Origin of the sequence: Treponema bryantii (assembly GCF_900113965.1) — a bacterium.
GTDB lineage: Bacteria > Spirochaetota > Spirochaetia > Treponematales > Treponemataceae > Treponema_D > Treponema_D bryantii_A.
Genome location: NZ_FORI01000007.1, coordinates 77,912 through 98,358, shown reverse-complemented (window position 1 = coordinate 98,358; position 20,447 = coordinate 77,912). Strand labels below are relative to the sequence as shown.

At 35.0% G+C, this 20,447-nt stretch carries 19 protein-coding genes; 13 read left to right on the top strand and 6 right to left on the bottom strand.

Annotated elements, in window-relative coordinates; genetic code table 11:
* Window positions 1-3: 3 nt before the first annotated feature.
* Window positions 4-1,395: an HNH endonuclease gene (locus BM161_RS09870; protein WP_074932305.1), complete on the bottom strand. Its 1,392-nt coding sequence runs from the start codon at window positions 1,393-1,395 to the stop codon at window positions 4-6.
* Window position 1,396: 1 nt separating this feature from the next.
* On the bottom strand, window positions 1,397-3,238 hold the full coding sequence (locus BM161_RS09865; RefSeq protein WP_074932304.1) for a hypothetical protein: 1,842 nt from the start codon (window positions 3,236-3,238) through the stop codon (window positions 1,397-1,399).
* 149 nt (window positions 3,239-3,387) lie between these two features.
* Between BM161_RS09865 and BM161_RS09860 the strand changes: the two genes are divergently transcribed.
* Both BM161_RS09860 and BM161_RS09855 read left to right on the top strand, forming a co-directional pair.
* Window positions 3,388-4,332, top strand: coding sequence for an Abi family protein (locus tag BM161_RS09860; RefSeq protein WP_074932303.1), 945 nt, complete (start codon window positions 3,388-3,390; stop codon window positions 4,330-4,332).
* A gap of 36 nt (window positions 4,333-4,368) precedes the next feature.
* Window positions 4,369-5,613, top strand: a complete 1,245-nt coding sequence (locus BM161_RS09855; protein WP_074932301.1) for a PD-(D/E)XK nuclease family protein — start codon at window positions 4,369-4,371, stop codon at window positions 5,611-5,613.
* Between the two features lie 33 nt (window positions 5,614-5,646).
* Here the strand turns inward: BM161_RS09855 and BM161_RS09850 are convergent, their stop codons facing one another.
* The 3 genes from BM161_RS09850 to BM161_RS09840 are packed head-to-tail and all read right to left on the bottom strand — an operon-like array spanning window position 5,647 to window position 8,816.
* Window positions 5,647-6,411, bottom strand: coding sequence for a metallophosphoesterase family protein (locus BM161_RS09850; RefSeq protein WP_074932300.1), 765 nt, complete (start codon window positions 6,409-6,411; stop codon window positions 5,647-5,649).
* Between the two features lie 12 nt (window positions 6,412-6,423).
* On the bottom strand, window positions 6,424-7,143 hold the full coding sequence (locus BM161_RS09845; RefSeq protein WP_074932299.1) for an AAA family ATPase: 720 nt from the start codon (window positions 7,141-7,143) through the stop codon (window positions 6,424-6,426).
* An 11-nt stretch (window positions 7,144-7,154) separates the two neighbouring features.
* A complete protein-coding gene (locus BM161_RS09840; RefSeq protein ID WP_177206230.1) occupies window positions 7,155-8,816 on the bottom strand; it encodes an ATP-binding protein in 1,662 nt (553 codons plus the stop codon).
* A gap of 214 nt (window positions 8,817-9,030) precedes the next feature.
* Between BM161_RS09840 and BM161_RS09835 the strand changes: the two genes are divergently transcribed.
* From BM161_RS09835 to BM161_RS09785, 11 genes are all read left to right on the top strand, one after another.
* The gene (locus tag BM161_RS09835; RefSeq protein WP_074932295.1) at window positions 9,031-9,801 is read left to right on the top strand and encodes an FHIPEP family type III secretion protein; all 771 of its coding nucleotides are present in this window, start codon (window positions 9,031-9,033) and stop codon (window positions 9,799-9,801) included.
* A gap of 4 nt (window positions 9,802-9,805) precedes the next feature.
* A complete protein-coding gene (locus tag BM161_RS09830) occupies window positions 9,806-10,126 on the top strand; it encodes a cyclic-phosphate processing receiver domain-containing protein (RefSeq protein WP_083425762.1) in 321 nt (106 codons plus the stop codon).
* Window positions 10,127-10,136: 10 nt separating this feature from the next.
* Window positions 10,137-10,514, top strand: a complete 378-nt coding sequence (locus BM161_RS09825; protein WP_074932294.1) for a hypothetical protein — start codon at window positions 10,137-10,139, stop codon at window positions 10,512-10,514.
* 42 nt (window positions 10,515-10,556) lie between these two features.
* A complete protein-coding gene (locus BM161_RS09820) occupies window positions 10,557-11,486 on the top strand; it encodes an AAA family ATPase (RefSeq protein WP_083425761.1) in 930 nt (309 codons plus the stop codon).
* 143 nt (window positions 11,487-11,629) lie between these two features.
* Window positions 11,630-12,025, top strand: a complete 396-nt coding sequence (locus BM161_RS09815; RefSeq protein ID WP_074932292.1) for a hypothetical protein — start codon at window positions 11,630-11,632, stop codon at window positions 12,023-12,025.
* A 59-nt stretch (window positions 12,026-12,084) separates the two neighbouring features.
* Complete coding sequence (locus BM161_RS09810) at window positions 12,085-12,393, top strand: hypothetical protein (protein ID WP_143090538.1); 309 nt, start codon at window positions 12,085-12,087, stop codon at window positions 12,391-12,393.
* A 23-nt stretch (window positions 12,394-12,416) separates the two neighbouring features.
* Window positions 12,417-13,481, top strand: a complete 1,065-nt coding sequence (locus BM161_RS09805) for a hypothetical protein (protein ID WP_074932289.1) — start codon at window positions 12,417-12,419, stop codon at window positions 13,479-13,481.
* Between the two features lie 14 nt (window positions 13,482-13,495).
* The gene (locus BM161_RS09800; protein WP_074932288.1) at window positions 13,496-14,620 is read left to right on the top strand and encodes a hypothetical protein; all 1,125 of its coding nucleotides are present in this window, start codon (window positions 13,496-13,498) and stop codon (window positions 14,618-14,620) included.
* Between the two features lie 43 nt (window positions 14,621-14,663).
* On the top strand, window positions 14,664-15,728 hold the full coding sequence (locus tag BM161_RS09795) for a tetratricopeptide repeat protein (protein WP_074932286.1): 1,065 nt from the start codon (window positions 14,664-14,666) through the stop codon (window positions 15,726-15,728).
* A gap of 39 nt (window positions 15,729-15,767) precedes the next feature.
* Window positions 15,768-16,496: a hypothetical protein gene (locus BM161_RS09790; protein WP_074932285.1), complete on the top strand. Its 729-nt coding sequence runs from the start codon at window positions 15,768-15,770 to the stop codon at window positions 16,494-16,496.
* A 74-nt stretch (window positions 16,497-16,570) separates the two neighbouring features.
* Window positions 16,571-17,269, top strand: coding sequence for a hypothetical protein (locus BM161_RS09785; RefSeq protein WP_074932283.1), 699 nt, complete (start codon window positions 16,571-16,573; stop codon window positions 17,267-17,269).
* A 43-nt stretch (window positions 17,270-17,312) separates the two neighbouring features.
* Here BM161_RS09785 and BM161_RS09780 read toward each other — a convergent pair whose 3' ends face one another.
* The gene (locus BM161_RS09780; RefSeq protein WP_074932281.1) at window positions 17,313-20,444 is read right to left on the bottom strand and encodes a UvrD-helicase domain-containing protein; all 3,132 of its coding nucleotides are present in this window, start codon (window positions 20,442-20,444) and stop codon (window positions 17,313-17,315) included.
* Between the last annotated feature and the right edge of the window lie 3 nt (window positions 20,445-20,447).

Below are 20,447 nucleotides of genomic sequence, written 5' to 3'. Positions count from 1 at the left end.
TGATTATCTCCTTTTACTCTTTCCTCCACCCCAGATATAACGTCCCCCTGTATGTTTGGTGTCTGCGTGGACTTTTGTATTAACAAGTTGCATTCTTCCAGGGTCCTCAGTATGATGCCAGGTAAAGCCAGATGGTGTTTCTAGATTGTAAATCTGTTTTAATTGTTCGTTTGTGAATTGTTTTTTTAATTTAGGTTTAGACTCTAAAAGTTTACAGATTTGTCGAGTAGACTCCTCGAATTGTTTTTTATCTGTGGCATAATAAAGATTCGTTGGTATCTGGGCTTCGAAAGGTGTTTCAAATATTGGGAACATCCCTTCGTATTGAACTCCATCAATGTCTTTCACTATTTTTTTGTGATATGAAACTCCGGTTTCGCGATGTATGTTAAATTTATTAAGTTCCTTCTCAGGTTTATATGGGACTGAATGGATATCGTTTTTTAAGGCTATATAAATATCATCGTCGATATTTAAATTACCTTTTGTATCTATATATCCAATAATCTGATTTGTTTTTTTGTTTGATATTATCCCACTATTCTTTTGATACCATTTATCTGCAACAAGTTTCCCATCAAAATTATAGAGTGAATTATTCTTATCGTAGAAGAACTTATAATTTCCCGCTTTATCTTTAACATTAAATACTTGTCCTTTTAGTTCACTGCCTTTTGCTAAATAAACTTGATTTGTAGAAGAATCTATAACGTATTGAATTTTGCCTTTTGAATTAAGAACAGGGATTCCCTTTGATAATTCTTTTGCCGATTTAAAACCACCGGCAACAGCTCCAGTTATTGCGCCCCACATAAAGCCATCTGCAGATGCCTCAATAGCCTCTTTAAAGATTTGTTCTTTTGGATTTCCCTTTATGAAAGACAAGGTTCCAGAAATAAAAGCATCAACAGCTCCTCCAATTATGGAACCTGTGATAGCCCCCTTAAAGGCCCCAGCTGCAATGTATCCGGCTGTTGCCAAAGGTATTGTTCCAGAGCACAAGGAGACAACCCCTGTAATAACTATGACTGTTGTACCAACTGCATATTTTCCTAAAACTTTTTTCCAATTTACACGGTATTCAGCGGGAACTGATTCATTGAAAATGTCAGCATCTGTTTCTTTGCCAGTAATTTTAAGTGTGGTAATTTTATAGTTTGTTAAATCAATTCCTTCATAATAGACACCGTTTATTACACTTCCACTATAGCTTATTGGATAAAGGAGTTCTCCATCATATTCAAAAGGTTCTATTGGAGTTCCTGCATATGTAACTGGGGTATTTTGTTTACCAGAATATGAAGTTCCTGAATAGGTGGCAGAAAAGCACAGATTAAGTTCAAAGAGTAGTAATAAAAAAAATGCTATAATTCTATTTGATATGTTTTTCTTCATGTTATTTGTTTTTCTTTCTACTAAGTTTCAACGCCTCGTTATATAAACCTTCTTCATCAACTCGAGGAGAAGATAAATGACTCCCTAAATTAATAAAATCATATGTTTGACCATTTTCTGTTTCAACTTCATATAAGGTTGAGCTTCCTTCTTCTGCAATTTTAGTCACATTACCTAAGCAATCAATAGTCTCTTGAGAAAGGTTCATACCTATTGCAATATCAGGCTCTAAGATTTGCATTTGTTCTTCCAAATATCCTTTTTCTTTATTCCTTTCTATGAAATCGTTATATTGCGGTACATTTAGAGTTTGGCTATCATCTCTCATATTTGAGGCCTTAGATGCATTTACATATGCAAACGAGAATCCATCATTTTCACCAAGTTCATCTGCCAAATCATTTGCATTATTGATTTCTGAAAATTCAAGATTATCTTCAAGCCCTTTTGCATATTTTAAAATTCTTCGATGTGTTGAATGTTGAGATGGTGTTTTTGTTCCTCCATTTACGTGTATCTTATGTTCTTTATAAGCTTCATACATTACTTCATTATAATCTGCCCCATCCATTCCTCGGTCTTCACGACCAATAATTGCTATTTTACGTTTTTGTTTATAATAACCAGGATAGGAACCATCTGAAGTGACAATTAAATCTGGATTCTCTTCTCTAATTTTTTTATTTAGTTCATTCTCTCGTATAATATTATCTGCAAACTCAGATTCTTCTTCTAGCCTCTGTAAATCAGTATCACATAATTCTTCTTCATTATCTGAATAGTTATTGGTATAAGAATCCTCATATTCTTCATCATAATCATTCACATTTGATTCATCATCCTCTGAATTATCATAATCGTCGTCTTCGTAGTCATCCTCTGAATCATCATAATCGTCGTTTTCGTAATCATCATCAGAGTCATCATAATCGTCGTCTACGTAATCATCATCATCAGAGTCATCATAATCACCGTCTTCGTAATCATCATCATATTCTTCTGTTGGATGAAATAAATCATAGTCATATTCAAGAGAGATGGAATCCAGGTAATCATCATAAATGTCAAAATTATCAAATTCGACTAAAAGTTCTGGAGGGTCAGTTTGTTCTGCAAGATATGCAAATTTTCCATAATGGTTTTCTTCAATATAGAAATCTAGGTCATCTTCATTATAAATTGTATACTTATCTGATTTGTATAAATACCACATATGGGAAATATTTAAAACCAAGACGGGAGTATTATAACAATTACCATAGGCCAAGAAGAAGCATTTTAATTTATTATTACAAGTATCAGCAATAGTTTTGATGAATTCAAAGTAACTAGCAGCGGATTTTATTTCATAATTAAGCAATGGCTTTATTATCATTTTTCCTAATTCTGTTTTATTGAATTGTTCAAGAAACGAAAATTTAGGAATAAACTCGTATCCGATTGGTGTAATAGGCAATTTAAAATCAGAATTATTTGAGTTATTGAAATCTTCTAGATCTTGTTTAGGAGAAGAATATATAGGTGAATCAGTTGATTTAATTATGGTTGAAATGATATTTTCTGATTCTGGCTCTAAATCTTGGATTATAATTTTTCCATTCAAAACAAGGGAAATAACATTCTTTGAAAAGAATAACCCCTTTGTATTATATTGAATTTTCAATTTTGATAGGTCTTCATAAGAAATAGAACAAATTCGATTATTATGTTGAATTCCAATGGTATCAAAACAAAAAGTAATATATGCATTAGACAGAAATTTCTTGTATAGACATATACTATAACCATTCAAATAAATATTATTATTTTTAGAAAGTTCTATTAAGTACTCTTTGAATGCCATAAACTTCACCTCGTTTTTCATTATATCATGAGTAAAAGTCTTTTACATAAATAAAATCACATGGAAAGACTATCAATCCCTGATAGAGATTTCATTTTTGTTTATTCAAAATACAAATTTCCGTGATATAATTAACCAAGGAGTTCCCCATGTCCAAAAACGACACAAATACCATCACAAAATCCCCGAAACTTACTGTTCCTGAAATCATCGACTACTGCAAAAACGAACTCGGTATTACATTCACACTTATGGATGAAGAAAAAGCCAAGGCCTTCCTTGAGAAGAATAATTTCTTCTTCCGCCTCAAACAATACTGTTCGACTTGTCCGGAGCAGACTAAGAGCGGAAAATATATCGGACTTGATTTTGGCCACCTTGTAGAGCTTTCTACGATTGATATGTTCCTCAGAAAACTTCTGCTTAAAATGACGATTGATCTTGAGCACTATCTTAAGGTGAAGCTTGTAAACGACTGCCAGAATAATCCGGCTGATGATGGTTATGAGGTTGTAGAGAAGTTTCTTGAAAGTCATCTGAAAATCAAAGATGGTCTTTCGCAATTCAGCAGAATAACCGGTTATGGAGAGAACTCTTTTGACAAATACGCCGCCGCTCCGGCAGTCTGGAATTTTGTTGAAATGATTACCTTTGCAGATTTTATCAGCTTCTATTCTTTCTACTACGATTTTATGCGAATGAAGTGCGAGTATACAAAGCACTTTGAATCGGTTCGCCGCATCCGAAATGCCTGCGCTCACAATGTCTGCATGCTCTCTTCTTTCAAACCAGTGCAAGGCTTTAAATCTGATCTGGAGACTAACTTTGAACTCTTGAGCGGAAACATCGGAATCAGCAACGGAACAATTTCCAGCTGCATGAAAGTTCCGCTGCTCAATGACTTTGCCGTTATGCTTTCAGTGTATACCAAGCTGATATCTTCACCAAAAATCAAAGAGATCACCATTCAGGAAATCAAAGACTTCTTCGACGGCCGCATGGTCTACCGCAAACAGTATTTTGAAAACAACACAGACATCAAAAACGCTTACCAGTTTGCGAGAAAGGTACTGGATTATTATTCGGGAAAATAGAATATAACAAGTTACACATTTTATAAGGATGGCAATATGATTCTACCAAATGAAAATGACTTTTATTCTGAAATGGAAAAAATCATTTCAAATAATAAACAAAAAAAAGCCTATGATATAAATCTTATTGATGAACTCCATGCAAATGAAAATGCACATACAAGAATCTTGATGAAACTTTTAGAATTCTCAAGATATGGTAATTATTCTATTCTTAATAAATTTATTGAATTACTCAATAATAAATTGGATGCAGTATATCGGATTAATAGATTTTCGAATCCAGAATTCTGGCAACAATGGGAATTAATAGATGGTTATATATGTTCTAGAACTGATAAAAAAGCAATAATTATCGAAAACAAGATTCAATGGGCTGAAGATCAGCAAAACCAAATTGAACGATATATTAATTCCGCAAATAATCCGAAATTGGGTAATATTGATTTAAATAGTATTTACGTAATATATCTTACAGACAATGGAATTAAAAAAGCTTCAGATGTAAGTCTTACAGACAAAGCTAAAACTTTTCTTTCAATTACGGATGAAAGTTCTGGTAGATACATAGAAATAAATTATAAAGAAGACTTGCTTCCGATGTTTAAAGATATTTTAACTAACATGGATTTTTCAAAAGAAATATATCTGAAATCCGCTTTGATTCAATATATCGATTATCTAGACGGAAGATTTGGATTACGTGAAAGAGAAAAAGAGTATTTCGCTTCCATAAATAATGATTTACTTTCATTATTTCAAATTGACAAATCAAGAATAATAAACATTAAAAATGAAGCTGAATGCTATTTTTCAATAATGGATTTTGAAAATAAATTGAAAAAAAGTAGTACACGATATAACGAATTTATTTCATACTTTGAGAATTTGCGAGAAAGTTTATATCCTGAATGTAAACGTCCAGGTCCTCTTAAGAATAATTTTTATCATTATTTTGCGCGAAATAATGATAATATGATTTATTTGAAACCCTTTGATAGTATTAGTATAAACTGGAATTCATATCCAAATGTAATAAAATTTAGCAAAATTGATGAACCCGATAATTGGTTCCAAGTTATATTCCCAAAAGATAATTTTAGTGATTCTTTGGATATAAGAATTATTATCCCATCAAACAAATTCTCAGGTGATATGGATAAATGGGAAAAACATGCAAATGACAAGCTTATGAAAAAAATTCCTTATGAAACTGTTTATGAAAAGGTGTCTAATCCTAAAGAATTTCTTGATTATATTTTCGAAGAACTTAAACACTAACTAACTTTTTTTAATTTCTATTTACAATTCTTGTCATATCAAAATCCCTTGATGATAAAGCGGCATATACTTTGACTCTTTGTAATTCTCATATCCCCAATCGCTGTGCCAGTGCCCGAAAAGCCATTTCTTATATGAGATTAAGGAGTCTAGTTTATCATTGAAAACAACATTTGAATCTCGCAGAAGCTGTTTCAAGTTCTCTTCATTACTAAAGAAATCATCAGTAAGAGCGATGCCAGTTGACGGACCAGTATGAGACAGAACGTAATCAAAGCTACTGGCACACTGCCCTATCTTCTCAAGACAAGCAGCCTTTTCTGCTTCACTCCACTCCTCCTGTTCCCACCAGGATTCGTGTGGTTTGCGCCAGGCTTTGTCATCACTCATTGCACCGCCAAGAACAAGAAAACGTTTGTCTTCGATGGTGTAGATTTCGCCGCGTTTGAGATAGAAGACATTATCACTCACTTTCAGAACTTTGCTTCCAAACATCTCAACTTCCGGCAGCCTTTCGATAACATCATAATTATCATGATTACCCATCACTGCCAGAATATTGAATGGCTTTTGGTTGTACCATTTGAGAAGATATCGGTCAGTGTGATCGGTTGGGTGGATTCCAGCTTCATCAATCTCACAATCGGAACTCCAGGGCAATCCAAAATCGCCGAGTACAATGGCAGCTGTAATATCATGAAAAGCTACACCCTGCTCCATGCAACAGAGCTTCATGTTTTTTGATGAGAGATTCGACATGTCTTCAATGTTGTGAGTGTCACCTGTAATATAAATCATAATCTGTTCCTGTTATGAATCCTTCAGCAAATTATTAAGGATACTTTCTTTGTGATTTATGAATAATTCCATGATTCTATAAGAATCTGTTTGTTCATAAAATATCTTTTTCAGACCCTCTTCTGAAAAATTAAGTATATCAGCGTTAGGGAACGACAGAAGAATTGGAGAATGTGTAACAATGATGAATTGAGCGCCTTTATGAATCATCTTGTTTATGAACAATAGTAACTCCATTTGTCGATTTGGACTGAGGGCTGCCTCTGGTTCATCGAGAATAAATACTCCCGGAGAATCAAAGCCAGAGATATATTCCATAAAACTTTCACCATGCGACATTGCATGGTATTCAGGTGTTTTTGCCCCTCCTGGAAGAGTTCTAAGCGTTTCATATTCCGAAGCTACATTGAAAAAACTTTCAGCTCTAAAGAAATATCCGAAACGTTTCATTCCACCCTTTGCAAGAGTTATAGCATTATGTAATTCAGAAGTATCATTATACGTTTCAAACTTCATATTTAAGGTTCCGCCCTCTTCATTAAAGCCATAATTCTTTGCAATAGCTTCAAGAAGGGTTGATTTTCCAGAGCCATTTTCTCCAGAGAATATGGTTACTGGCTTTTCAAAGGAAAACTTTTCCAGTTTCTTTATAGCCTTTATTTTTCGTAAATAAGAATCCTTACTGATTTGCGACCAGTCAATTTTCACACTGTTAATATAAAAGTTCTGCATTAAAGTCCCTCCTACAAACAGAAGCCCATTCGTCTTGTACCATCTGGATTATCAATCTTTTCGCACTTACACATATCATGTATATCAGACAATGCCGGACGTTCTCCAGAGATAACTTCATTCATCGCAATCTTTCTTACAATGTTATCAATCTGGCCGCCGGAGAAGTCGTAGTCCCTTGCGAACTCGGTGGCTGCTTCTTTGTCGAGCCAGTCCAGTTTATTCATCCAGATGGAAGTCTTTGCTTCCGTAGAAGGATTCTCAAACTTGATTTTGAAGAGGAATCGGCGTTCGAAGGCTGAGTCCATGTTTGAGGCGAGGTTTGTTGTGGCGATAAAAATGCCTTTCAGATTTTCGAGTTCTTCGAGGATGATGTTCTGAATAGCGTTTTCTGTCTGGGCGCAGTTACCGGAGGTATCCTCCTTTCGCTTTGAGATGAGGGCATCGGCTTCGTTGAACAACAAAATCGGCATGAGTTCGCCCTTCTTCTCGGCAAGCTCGCAGGCATTTCTGTAGCTTGTGAAAATCTTTTTGATGCGCTTTTCGCTTTCACCGAACCAGGCTGACTTTGCCTCGCTGATATCAACGTGAACGATAGAGCGGCCGGTTTCTTTTGCAATCTGCATTACAGATTCAGTCTTGCCGGTGCCTGGTGCTCCATAAAGCAATACTGCAACACCAACCGGCAAACCTTCATCCCTAAGACGATTCTGAATGCCTTTCAGTTTTTCTTCCTGGAGGGCAGCCTTGAGGCGGTCAATTTCCCTCTGGTTTTCCTTGCTGTAGAAGAGCCGCTTTTCCTTGATAGAATCAGTTTTAATCAGATTTTTGTCGCTGATGGAATCTTCAAAAAGGAAAGCCTTTTCGCCGAGAACGAGCTTCTTGCCTTTATCTGTCAGAGTTATGGTTGCTTCAGACATGTTTCCTTTTTTAGAGAATTCCAGAAAGCCCCTTTCGAAAAGTTCATGAGTTTCTTCCATCATTTGCTGAGCAACAGTAAATCGGTCTTCATTATCATATAAGTCTGAAATAGTAGTGTTTAAGCCGGACTCATCACCCTTTATAACGTCATGAGTCACATCATAAAGAAAGAAACGATGATCAGCCTGCTTTACTTCGGCCATAACCCGTTCTACCATTTTGAGATTTTTATTATTGTCTTCAAAGTGGCGTAATTCTCTCTGAATCACACGGGCACTTTTTTCTTCTTCGCGGCGGTCTTCATACATTCTTGCAAAAGTCCTGAGAAATTCAATTTCATCAAGTTCCTTTTTTCCCTGAGGAATAAACTCTACATTGTTGCAGAGACTTTCCCTAAACTCACTTACTGGCTGAACTGCATTGTGGCTGCCCCGGTGTTCGAGAAATCCCATTTCTTCCAGCTTATCCCGCTCTTTATTCCAACTCATAATTGTCATAACCGGAACTGCAATGGTGTAAGCAATATTTTTCATAGAGGTGCTGTCATCATCTTCGAAATAGCGTTCGCAGATAATACAGAGGAGCCATACCTGAGTCTGATTAAGCTTATAAAGAGCCTTAAGGTTTTCCATTGCGCTTGTGTACTGTTTTGTCTTTTTGATTTTAAGCCTTGAATTATTCAAAGCCTGATATACACAAGCCATAGCCTTCGAAATGTTCCATCTGATTTTCTTTTCGTTCATCTGTTCCATAATCATTCACCTCTCGTTCTACACACATAAATATACATTTGGAAACTATCATTTAGTGATAGCGAGAAGAAATTCTAAAAAAAATTTATGGTAGTGATGATTTTATTGTACGAAGGATTTCGGTGAGGCGCATTAAAGTTGTCGTTTAAAAAACTTTTAGAAAATATCACTGAATGATAGTGTCGCTGTGTATTACTATATTAGAGGTAAAACGATGAATAAGATTATTTCCACACTAAAAGATGCTCTGCCATTTGCAATGCTGGTACTGGCCCTGGTTTTAATTTTTGTACCCCTGCCAGTTTTGCTGATTCAGGTGCTTATTGTGATTAATATAGGCTTTTCATTATGTCTTTTTCTATCAAAGTTTTTCAGCAGTACCGCGATTGCATATTATTTTCCGCGGCTTGTACTGTATAGTTCTGTATACAGTTGCGGAATTGCCATTGCAACAACACGAACCTTCCTCACGATTAATACACTTGATGGCCATATCCCGCTTGTGCTGATTATCGGCCAGTGGATTTGCAGAGAGAATTATGTCTGTGGCTTCTTCACTACCCTTATGCTCTGTACATCTCTCTTATTATTTTGCAAACTACATGTTGAAAGATCTCAGTCTCTTGCTGCAAACTTCTGCTTGGACAGAATGAGTCAAATGCTCCTTGATATTAACAGACAAGTTGAGCAGAAATATATCACAATTGAAGAAGGTAACGACCAGAAAAGAAAGGTTGAGGCTGAATCTGATTATCACTGTTCTATGGATGGCTCTGCAAAATTTCTGATAGGAACTATCGCTGCTTTTGCAGTTCTCTTTGTTGTTGCTGCGGCCGGCGGAACTAGTGTCGGAATCCTGGATCTGAACATGTATTGGAAGGATGCCTTGAATCAGTATATCATGCTCTCTAGCGGCTATCTTGTTTTGTTCGTAATCCCTTTGTTTATAACCTCTCTGGGATTCAAGACTGGCAAATTGGAGTAGGAAGATGAAGAAACTTTTATGGCTTGATGATTTCAGAAATCCGGCAGATTACGTCACTGGCGACTATGATATCTCTTGGGTAAAGAACTATGGTGATTTTTGCGCCTTTATAAATGAGCATGGTCTTCCGGATATTATCTGCTTTGACCATGACCTGGGCGAGGAAAAGACCGGTTATGACTGCGCAAAGTTTGTAGTCGAGTACTGCCAGTCTCACAATCTTGATATCCCTCAGTATGATATCCAGAGCTCAAACGTCGTAGGCAAAGACAACATTCGCAGCCTGATGAATAACTGGCATCGGGTTTTTACAGCCGGTAAATAGGGAGACTAAAATGCAGAACTGTACAAAGCCATCAGTTGGAATCTGGTGGTTTTATTATGATGATATTCTCTTTGCTGACCCAATAGAAGTTGAAAAAGGCCTCCCCTACGGTGACTGTATTACAGGTATTTCCGATCACGCTGATTTTTGGGATTCGCTTGAAGCCAGTGGTGAACTGGGAAAACTCCCTCACCCCCTTCGTTCCGAATACTTTTATATCCCTCGAGGTCGTGTTGTTTTCCATAAGGACACCGGAAGATTCACAGTTTTGCACGGTGGCCTTAAGAAAAGAGAATTAAACAAAATCCGCAAGTTTTTCTGCCTTCCAAAAGAACTGACAGATTATGATACGGATTTTCATTATAATTTAATAACTCTCATAAAATGATAGCGTTCTCATTGTATTCTGTAATTTACAAAGAGAACTATCATGAGATACATAAAATCTTTTTATCTGACTCCAAAAGATAAGGAAATTGAATATTTAGCCGGGGAATACGCAAAATGCGAAGATATTATAGGTGGGTATATGCCGACGATGAATTGCTATTCTTCATATTATCCTTTCGATATTTTCCCAGATAAACAGCTTGAGCAAATAAGTTTTTCAACTCCAATAACAATTTTCTATGGTGGTAATGGTTCCGGAAAAACAACCTTATTAAATATAATTGCAGAAAAAACAGGAATCGCTCGAACTGCTTTATATAATAAAACCCCTTTTTTCAAGCCCTACCTTCAATTTTGTGAATATAATTTGGACCAGGAGATTCCAAAGAATAGCATGATGATTGCGAGTGATGATGTATTCAACTATATGCTCAATCTAAGATCCATGAATCAGGAAGTTGATTTCAACCGGGAGCAGCTATTTACAGAGTATAACAAGGTAAAATATGGAACTAAACGAAGTGATTTGCTTAAGGTTGACTTTGAAGATCCAAAGAGCGTTGAAGCTTTTGATCGAAATATGACAATACTTAAAAAGTTAAAATCAAAGTTTGTACGTCACAATTTTATTGATAATCCTAGAGAGCATTCAAACGGAGAAAGTGCCTTATTGTATTTTCAGGAAAAGATAAATGACAATGCTCTTTATCTTCTTGACGAACCTGAAAACAGCCTTTCTCCCGAAAAGCAAATACAACTTGCAGAATACATTGAAGCAAGTGCAATGGGATGTAATTGTCAGTTTATTATAGCAACTCACTCTCCTTTCTTATTAGCCATGAAACGTTCAAAAATATATGATTTAGATGTCTATCCAGTTACGCAGAAAAAATGGACAGAACTACAGAATATCAAACTATATCGAGATTTCTTCAAAAAGCATGAGAAAGAATTCGGTGTAGAATCATAAGGGGGATGAGAAAAACTTAAAGCCGCATACTCTTGATATCCCTCAGTATGATATTCAGAGCTCAAATGTCGTAGGCAAAGATAATATCCGCAGTCTTATGAATAATTGGCATCGTGTGTTTATAGCCGGAAAAGGAGTTTGATGTGCAGTGTTGTACAAAGCCTTCAGTAGGAATCTGGTGGTTTTATTATGATGATATCCTCTTTGTCGATCCGATAGAAGTTGAAAAAGGCCATACCTACGGAGACTGTATTATAGGACTTTCTGACCATGCAGATTTTTGGGATAAACTTGCAGCAGAAGGAAAACTATCAGAACTTCCACAACCACTCCGTTCTGAATATTTTTACATTCCCCGTGGCCGTGTTGTTTTCCATAAAGACACAGGTCGTTTTACAATTCTGCATGGAGTGCTTAAGAAAAGAGAATTAAACAAGATCCGTAAGTATTTCTGCCTTAAGAGAGAACTGACGGATTTTGATACTGATTTTCATTATAAGCTGAAACCTTGGCTTAAATTACGTTTACTTAATACATAACTCTCACTTTTTTATTCTATTAATTTATCTATAGAAGAATGTATGTTATAATATATTTATTGATTTCAACTGTTAGAAAGAGAAGGATGATTGTAATTATGGGTAAGGTTGGAGAATTAATTTTAGGATTATGCAAGCAATCTATAAATGATGGTGATTATGTTACTCCTGAAGAAATAGCTAAGCATCTTAACGCATCTGGATATAAAACAACTAGAGGAACTCCCTATAAGGAACAAGGAAATCAAGGCATTGGTGGAATTATTTCAAAAGAAATTGGTGATATGTTTAATACTCCAGGTAGAGAACAAGACGGGCATATAATGCAAGAATCAATCAGAGGAAAGAACGGAGAAAAATTATTTTAATATAAATAAGTCTAGGATAAAAAATGGCTGTAAAACTGAATGAAGAACAATTACTTGAAAAACTAGAATCTGCCATGAACAAAATTGACACAGAGAGCAAAATGCCAAAAATTGGTATCTATGGTTTATCTATTGAATTGATGGAAGATTTTGCAAAAAAGGTTTTTAGAGAGGATTATTATAACTCTTGTTGTGTATTTATTGATGACTCGACATCAATCGAGAAGCAATTACAAGACATTGATGTATTATGGAGTTTTGCTAATATTAATTCTGCAATTCCTTGCCATACAATAGATAATATAAGTGAGAATTCAATTCTATCATTAATTGAATGGACAGAATCAGTCTTACCTCACAAAAATAAAACTGCATTTGTAAAACACCAGAAAATTCATATTAATCTAAAAGAAAAGTATGTAAATAAAGCAATTGCGCAACATTCAGCTGGAGCTTTTGCCGTTGGTTTTAATCCATTTGATATAGGCATAGGTGATTCCGTAATATTAGTTACAAGTGAAATAGCTTTAATGGGGCGAATTCTTAATATATATGATTTAGAAAATGTTCAGCAAGTGATTAAGACTATTGGCTTTTCAACAATTATTGGAAATTTACTCACAACAGCTGGTAGAGGTGTTGCTACAGGATTACTCAAACTTGCGACAAAAGCATTAGGCCCCCTTGGATGGGTTGCAGGAGGAAGTGTGTATGGAGCCTCAGCAACAGCTGTTACAGTTGCTTTTGGAAAATCAATTTCAAAAGTAGTTAAGGCAATTTGTAGAGCTGAGATTTCTAATAATCTAGAACAAATTAAATTTATCTCAGAACATTTTTCAGAAGCTGTTAATGGTACGGCTGTTGATTGCTTGGAAAAGGGATTAGTATCAATAGAAGATTACGAGAAATCAGGATTTGATAAAGCCGATTTAAGTTTTGAGGAATTAAAATCTAATATTGAAAAAGGAAATCAATTGTTTCAAGATTTTCTTGATAAAAATGTGGCAGCAGACAATTTATTCAAAGAACTTACTTCGGAAGATAAAAAAAAGAATTCAGATATGTGGAACGCTATTAATAAATTATAATAAGGAAATACTATATGACAGCCGAGGAAAATAAGAAAGAAACAAATAAACAAATTGAGGAAAAAAAAGATAAAAAAGCTGAAATATTACAACGTGCAACAGATGCTACAGAAGTATTGTCTGCACTTGGGAAAAATTTAACTACAATTAAAGATTCTGGCTTTTTCGAACGAATGAAAGAAGGTTTTGATTCAATAATTAGTACAAAAAGCCAGTTGGCTATTCGTAATGGAAAAATTACTGGTACTCAACAAGAACTTGATGATTTTAAACAATATGCGTTAAACACTCTTGAAGCATTAAATGAAAGAAATTTGCTTTCTGCTGATGCAATTCTTACTGTAAAGAATAATTTAATCTATCTTGCAGAAGATCAGTCTGAAATGAAGGAAGCAATTACCCAATTGGCAAAAAAAACAAGCCAAAACTTTAACAATTTGGAAAAGCGAATAGAGAGAATAGAATCAAATATTCATCTTGAAACTTGGATTGAAAATTTAAAAGTTGATGATGAAATTAAAAAGCTTCCAGATACAATAAAATTTTTGAAAATAATAAAAGAATTCCATGCGAATAAAGAAAAACAATATAATGAAAGTGATTTAAAGTCTCTAAAAAGAGCTTTTAAAAATGCTGAGATTTGTACTACAAATGATATTAAATTAGAAGATTTTTTTGATTTATTAATTGAGGATTCGCTTAGAATTGATGAAGTTGAACTAGAACAACTAATAAAAGTAGAAATTTCAGAAGGTAAGATTTTAACTTCTGAAAAAATTGCCAACACTTTATCTGATCCTATTTTTGTTGCAATAACAACACTTTACGATAGTATAAAACGCTTAAAAGCTCCTATATGTGCATTGGAAAATGAATTAAAATGTTCAGTAAACAAAGCTATGCAAATTGCAATAAAAGAAGATATTGCTTATGGAATTAATTTAAAATCAAAAGTATCATTATTTGAGTTAGGAGTAGAATTATTATCATGTTATTCTGCACTTCCGGAACTTATTGAATGTAATTCTCAAAAGGCTATTGAGAGTCATATTGAAACTTCAAAGTTCTGTGTTTTTTGCGGCAAACAAATAGATGGTGCTCAATGGTGTGGTTTTTGCGGAAAGAAACAGGTTTTTTAAGAAACGCAAAGATTATAGATATTAAAACTCAGGGGAACAGAATATGTATAAATGTAAACAATGTGGAAAAGAAATTGATAATGATGAAATGAAATTTTGTCCTGATTGCGGAATGCCATTACAACCAGAAGAAACAATTGTTAATTATACTCCTGAACAACTTGAAAAAATGTCTCTTGAGGATTTATTAAAAATAGAAAAAACAACGAATGATTCACTTGTTTCTGATGCCATTGCAAATATTTATTATCACAATAATGATTTTAAAAATTCCTGGAAGTATTATAATAAAGCTTCATATTCATCAGAACCTTCAATTCACTCAATTTATATGCTTGGTCTATTATCTAAAGAAGGTCTTGGTTGCAATCAAGACTATAAAGAAGCTTTAAAATGCTTTAACTTTTTAAATGATGAAGGAAGCATAGATGTAACAACGGAATTGGCAGAGTGTTATTTGTTTGGAAATGGAAGTGAAAAGGACGAGAAAAAAGCTTATAAATTACTAGAAACAGCTTATACCTCTAATACAGATGATGGAGAAGTATTTCGTTTGTTAGGCTTTTGTAAATATAATGGTTTAGGAACATTAAAAAATACACAAGAAGCATATAAACTATTTGAGGAATCTGGAAGAAAGGGGTCCGATGATGGCATATTTTTTTCTGCTTTGTGTGATCTTAATGGTCAAGGTACGATAAAAAATAAAAATAAAGCTTTTAATAAACTTCACGCTTTGTTTGAAAAATACAAGGACGATGCAGGAGCGGAAGTATTTAAATTTTTAGGAAATTGTTATGAATTTGGATGGGGATGTTCAAAAGACATAAAGAAAGCATTTGAAGTATATGAAAAAGGTTATAACATTGACGATCCATACTGTACATATCGTCTAGGATGTTTTTATTATACAGGGAAAGCATGTGAAAAAGACAAAGAGTATGCGGAAAAACTTATTCAGAAAGCAGCAGATAATGGAGATGAATATGCAATTGAATGGATTAAGCGCCCTGAAATAAGACGTTTTAGTACAAACTTTCTATACACATATATAAATGTTCTTACATTAGGAATTCCTCATTTTATTCGTAAAAAAGTATTTTTATAACATCGTACTTACATAGAATTATCATGGAGGCTTTTAGGAATGAAGGAAACAATAGAACAACTATGTGAGAAACTTAAGATTCATCTAAATGAAAATGATATAAATAATGCTTTAATTTATGCACCACATTGCCCTGATGTATATTGGAGTCGAGACAATCTTCGAATTGCATTCTGTAATGAAGAACCATATTCTACTGATGGAAACTTTGAAAAGGGAATAAATATTATTACTTCAGAAATGTTGGAAGATTGGACGGATGGAAACCGAACAATAAAAAGAATTTTTGATTTAAACTATTTTATACGCTATGCTTTACAGTCTGGACAAGAAATTACGGGCAATGAATTAAATCAACTAAAAAATGATGTAAGTAAAAACGGAAAAGACTATTACACTAAATATGAAGAGATGGATAAATCTCTCTATTTCAATTTCAGATATTCAATTCCTACAGATTCATCAAGCGAGCATAAAATATTTATACAGGACTGTTATAATAATGACAGTTTTTATTCAGAATATTACAAATCATTTTTAGATGCAGTAAATCCTCATATTCTAATACTTGGAAGTGAAGTTTCAACAAATCTCTTTACTCAAATTTACCCAGAATTAAATGGAAAACTAATATACTGTGGTGAACCTATTTTTCATAATGGAAGAATGATTGTATCAATGCCTCACCCAGGCTGGAGATATTATTCTGATAATGATACTTTGACATTGGTGAATAAGATTGTAAAGAACAGGAACTTGGTAAAATAATTTCTTGATTCTATCACGATTTGATAGCCAACCTGTTGTATATTAGAGATAACATAAATTACAGGAGGCTCCAAATGTCAAATCCAATCGAAAGAAAACAAATGTGGAAAAATGCATTAAAGAATACACTTGAACAACCAAAACTAGATATTGAAGAAACCCTTAAATATCTCGATGAGTATGAAATAGAAAAAGCCCTCAGAGAAGCTCTTGAATCAAAGAAACTCAAAACAAAGCTTGAGAAACGTCAGCGAAAACTAAACAAGAACTTTGTATGGACACCGGAAAAGGTTGAAAAACTGCGGGATTTTAATGACAAAATGTGGTTTCGTTATAAAGAGGCATATGATGAAGTTTGCCGACTAAAAAAAGAATTTGATGAACGAATAGCCAATGGCGATAAGAACTACGCAAGTTACGATATTCGAACAGAGTTCTGGTATAACTACGAAGATGGACTGCCTGAGAAAGAAGAAAAACTCTGGGAAGATTTATGTGAGGAATCTGTTTTCTGGGGACCTGAATTTGCAGAAATGACAGGGCGCCCTCCTCTCAAATCTTTTGAAGAAGCAATGATTGAAGATGGCCATTCCTGGAATGAATATCCGTTCAACACGCCAGAGTTAGATGGCATCAGCATTCACTATTTTATGCATGACATTTTCAATCATAATCATACCTACTCTCTCGAGGATTTAATGAAGATGAAGCCAGAAAACTTTTCGTGGCAGGTAAATATATGCCTAGAACATTGGGGACAATCTGTAAGATGAAGAAGAAGTTCCATAATAGAGAGATGGATATCTTCTTGTTGCTCTAATCTATCTTCACAATCACCCCAATCACCGGATAATAAAGCACTTTCGCGATAACCTTCTTTTCAGCGGCGTTCAGAGCCTGTTCATAGCACTCAAGCTGGCCTTTGTATTTGCCAACATAGATATCGGTGGCTTTATTGAGGAGGGCTTCCTTGTTTGCGTTGGTGGTCTTATAGTCTACAACTTCGCAGCCTGAAGCTGTCTCCCAAACAAAGTCCATGCTTCCGGTTACTATCTGACCAGTTTTAAGCTGATGTTTGAACGGTAGTTCATGGTATTGCTTTTGAGCAGGCCCATAATTTGATGTCAGCCAGGAAGTAAGCGCTTCCCATGCCTTTTTGATTTCATCTGGTTTTGGAAGATTAGACTCAAAGCCGTATGCTTTTACCATGTCTGCAATGTCTTTGTCGCTTTTGCTGTCTGCAACACAAAAGATATCGTGAATGCAGGTTCCCAAAGTGGCAGAGTCTGCTTTTCCTGTTACTGTGATAGGGGTTCCTGTTTCAAGCATTTCTGCTTTTACTTCTCCGCCTTGCATACTGCTTGGGGTAAGGTCGCGCTTTACGGCAATATTTGAAGGTTTACCAGCGAGCTTCAATATTGTGTTCTTTTCTTTTTCATGAACATATTCAATATCAAGTTTAGCATTTGGAAGGAGTTCTGCAAGTGCTCCTACATTGAATAAATCGCATACTTTACCTGAATAGTCACCTGAAAGTTTGAAACCCATTTCCTGGAATGCAACTAGTGGCTTTGGGGATTTGCCTTTACCGTTCAGGGCGAGAATCAATTTGTCTCTTGGGCGGGTCATGGCAACGTACATCAGGCGTTTCATTTCTTCGATTTCTTTTCTGGTGATGAAATTATATCGTTCTGTCTGTCTTATGAGAGGAAGCCATTCTTCTGCAATTCTTGAGTTACCGCTGAACAAATTTGGAAATACGCTGATTTTAATTTCTGGGAACAAGTTTTCTTTTGTTGATGGAGCTGTCCTGATAAACTGAGTTCCAAAGTAATTACGCTTAATCAAGAGCTTTTCCTCTAAGAAGTCATAATCACAACCAAGTACAATTACAGTCTTCCATTCTAATCCCTTTGATTTGTAATATGTAAAAAACTGTACGCCATCAGTTGAACCCGGAACAGAAATATTATTCTTATCAAGGTAAGCAATAAATCCTAGAATAGAAGATGGAAGATGCATTATTGCACAGTGTTCTTCGTAAGCTCCTGCCGCATCAATAATTGCATGAAGAATTTTTGTAGAATCTGCAGCGTCATTCAGCTTTTTTGCAACATTATACAAATCAAGCTCAACAATCAAACTTTCAACAAGAGCCGAAACAGACTGTAGTTTATATCTGTTACGTTCTTCCAGAATCTTTTTCACGAGGGGAATATCATCATAGAAAGCAGCCTCTTTGTCGCCCACTTCATTGAAAGAAAGTTTATCATCCAAAAGACGTTCGAGTTTATAATCAGGTTCTGTAAGGAAAGCAATCTGGGCTTTTGGAAGTTCCGGCTTATCGTCAGCAATCAACTGAAGAATAGAAGTCACAAGACTTACAGTATAAGCTCCAGAGAGCCCATCTTCATCAATAAAAACAGAAACATCATATTCACGTAAGGCATTTGCAACTGCTTCCAAATCTGAATTTGTGCGGGCAAGAACAGCAATATCAGAAGGTTTTTCTCCATTGTTGATTAAATCAATAATATTAGCGGCTATCGCATGAGATTTTGCCGGGATATTTGGTTCAGTAAACCACCAGAAGCCCACTTTTCCTTCATCCTTTCTTACAGGCTCAAGACAAACTTCTTTTCTCTCTTCTTCGGTTTTCTTGCCAAAAGCATAGGCATAAACTTCATTTGTGAAATTTACAATTTGTGGACAAGAACGCCAGCTATGATCCAGAATATCTGTAGTACAACCATCTAGCCCTTTTGTCTCATTTTCTTTAATGATGTCCATAACAGAAGTGGTAAGCTCAGTTGCAGAACCACGGAACGCATAAATGGCCTGCTTCTTATCACCAACCCAGATGCTGTGATCAACAATTTCAGAAAGTTTGTCAAAGATCTTAACCTGAATTGGTGAACAATCCTGGAATTCATCTACAAAAACATATTTATAAGTTGCTTTGATTTCTGCTGCAACTTCTTTATTGTCTAGAAGCATGTCAAAGAACTTTTCCATATCAGAAAAATCTATAAGGTGATGTTCTTTCTTGTAATTTTCATAATCTACTGTCCATCGTTCTGCAAGTTCAAACAACAAATCAATATAATGATTCAGTTTTTCACGAACTTCTTCTGTGGAATAGAGATTGTTTAAGCCTTCTGTGACAGTATCTTTGTTTGACTGAATTTCCTCCCATGGCAACCTGTCTAAAAAAGCCAGAACTGATTTTGCATATGTAAAGGAATTAGATTCCTTCTGCTCAAGGTATCTTCTCTGAGCCTTAATTGCATATCTCAAAGATTCCTGCTCTTCAGATTCATTTGCTTCATTAAGCTGTTCTGCCTTATCAAGTAAATCGCTTAAGGCATCCTTATTTACTTTGATATGATGGCCACCATGTACGAGCCCCTTTGTAAGGTTTTTAGAGTATTCAATACTTGGCTGGAAATCAATAATGCTGTAGTTCGTCGCAAACTCAAGAATCTGAGACAAATCATTCTTCCAGAACTGATAATCAATTTTAGAAGATCTAGTGATTTTAATAGAGAATTCTTCAGCAAATCCATTAAGAAATGCAAGCTCTTCTTCTTTTAATAGATTTATAAGAGACTGCTCTTTGAAGAATGCTTTGTCTTCTTCCGCAATAGGATTGATTTTTGGACTGAGTCCAAGTACATACCAGTATTTCTGAATAAGAGCTTCGGCAACAGCGTGAATTGTTCCAATCAAAGCCTGGTCCAGACGGTCAGCTTCGGTAACAAGACCATTTTCGTAAAGCATTGCCTTAGCTTTTTCTTTGAACTCTGTTGCTGCCGCCCTTGTATAGGTTGTAAGAATTACATTTTCTGGTTCAACTTTGCCTTGCTGGATTGCTTCAGTTAGTACTTTTGTAAGAGAATATGTTTTTCCGCTTCCTGCGCTTGCACTTATATATTTTATGTTTTTCATCTT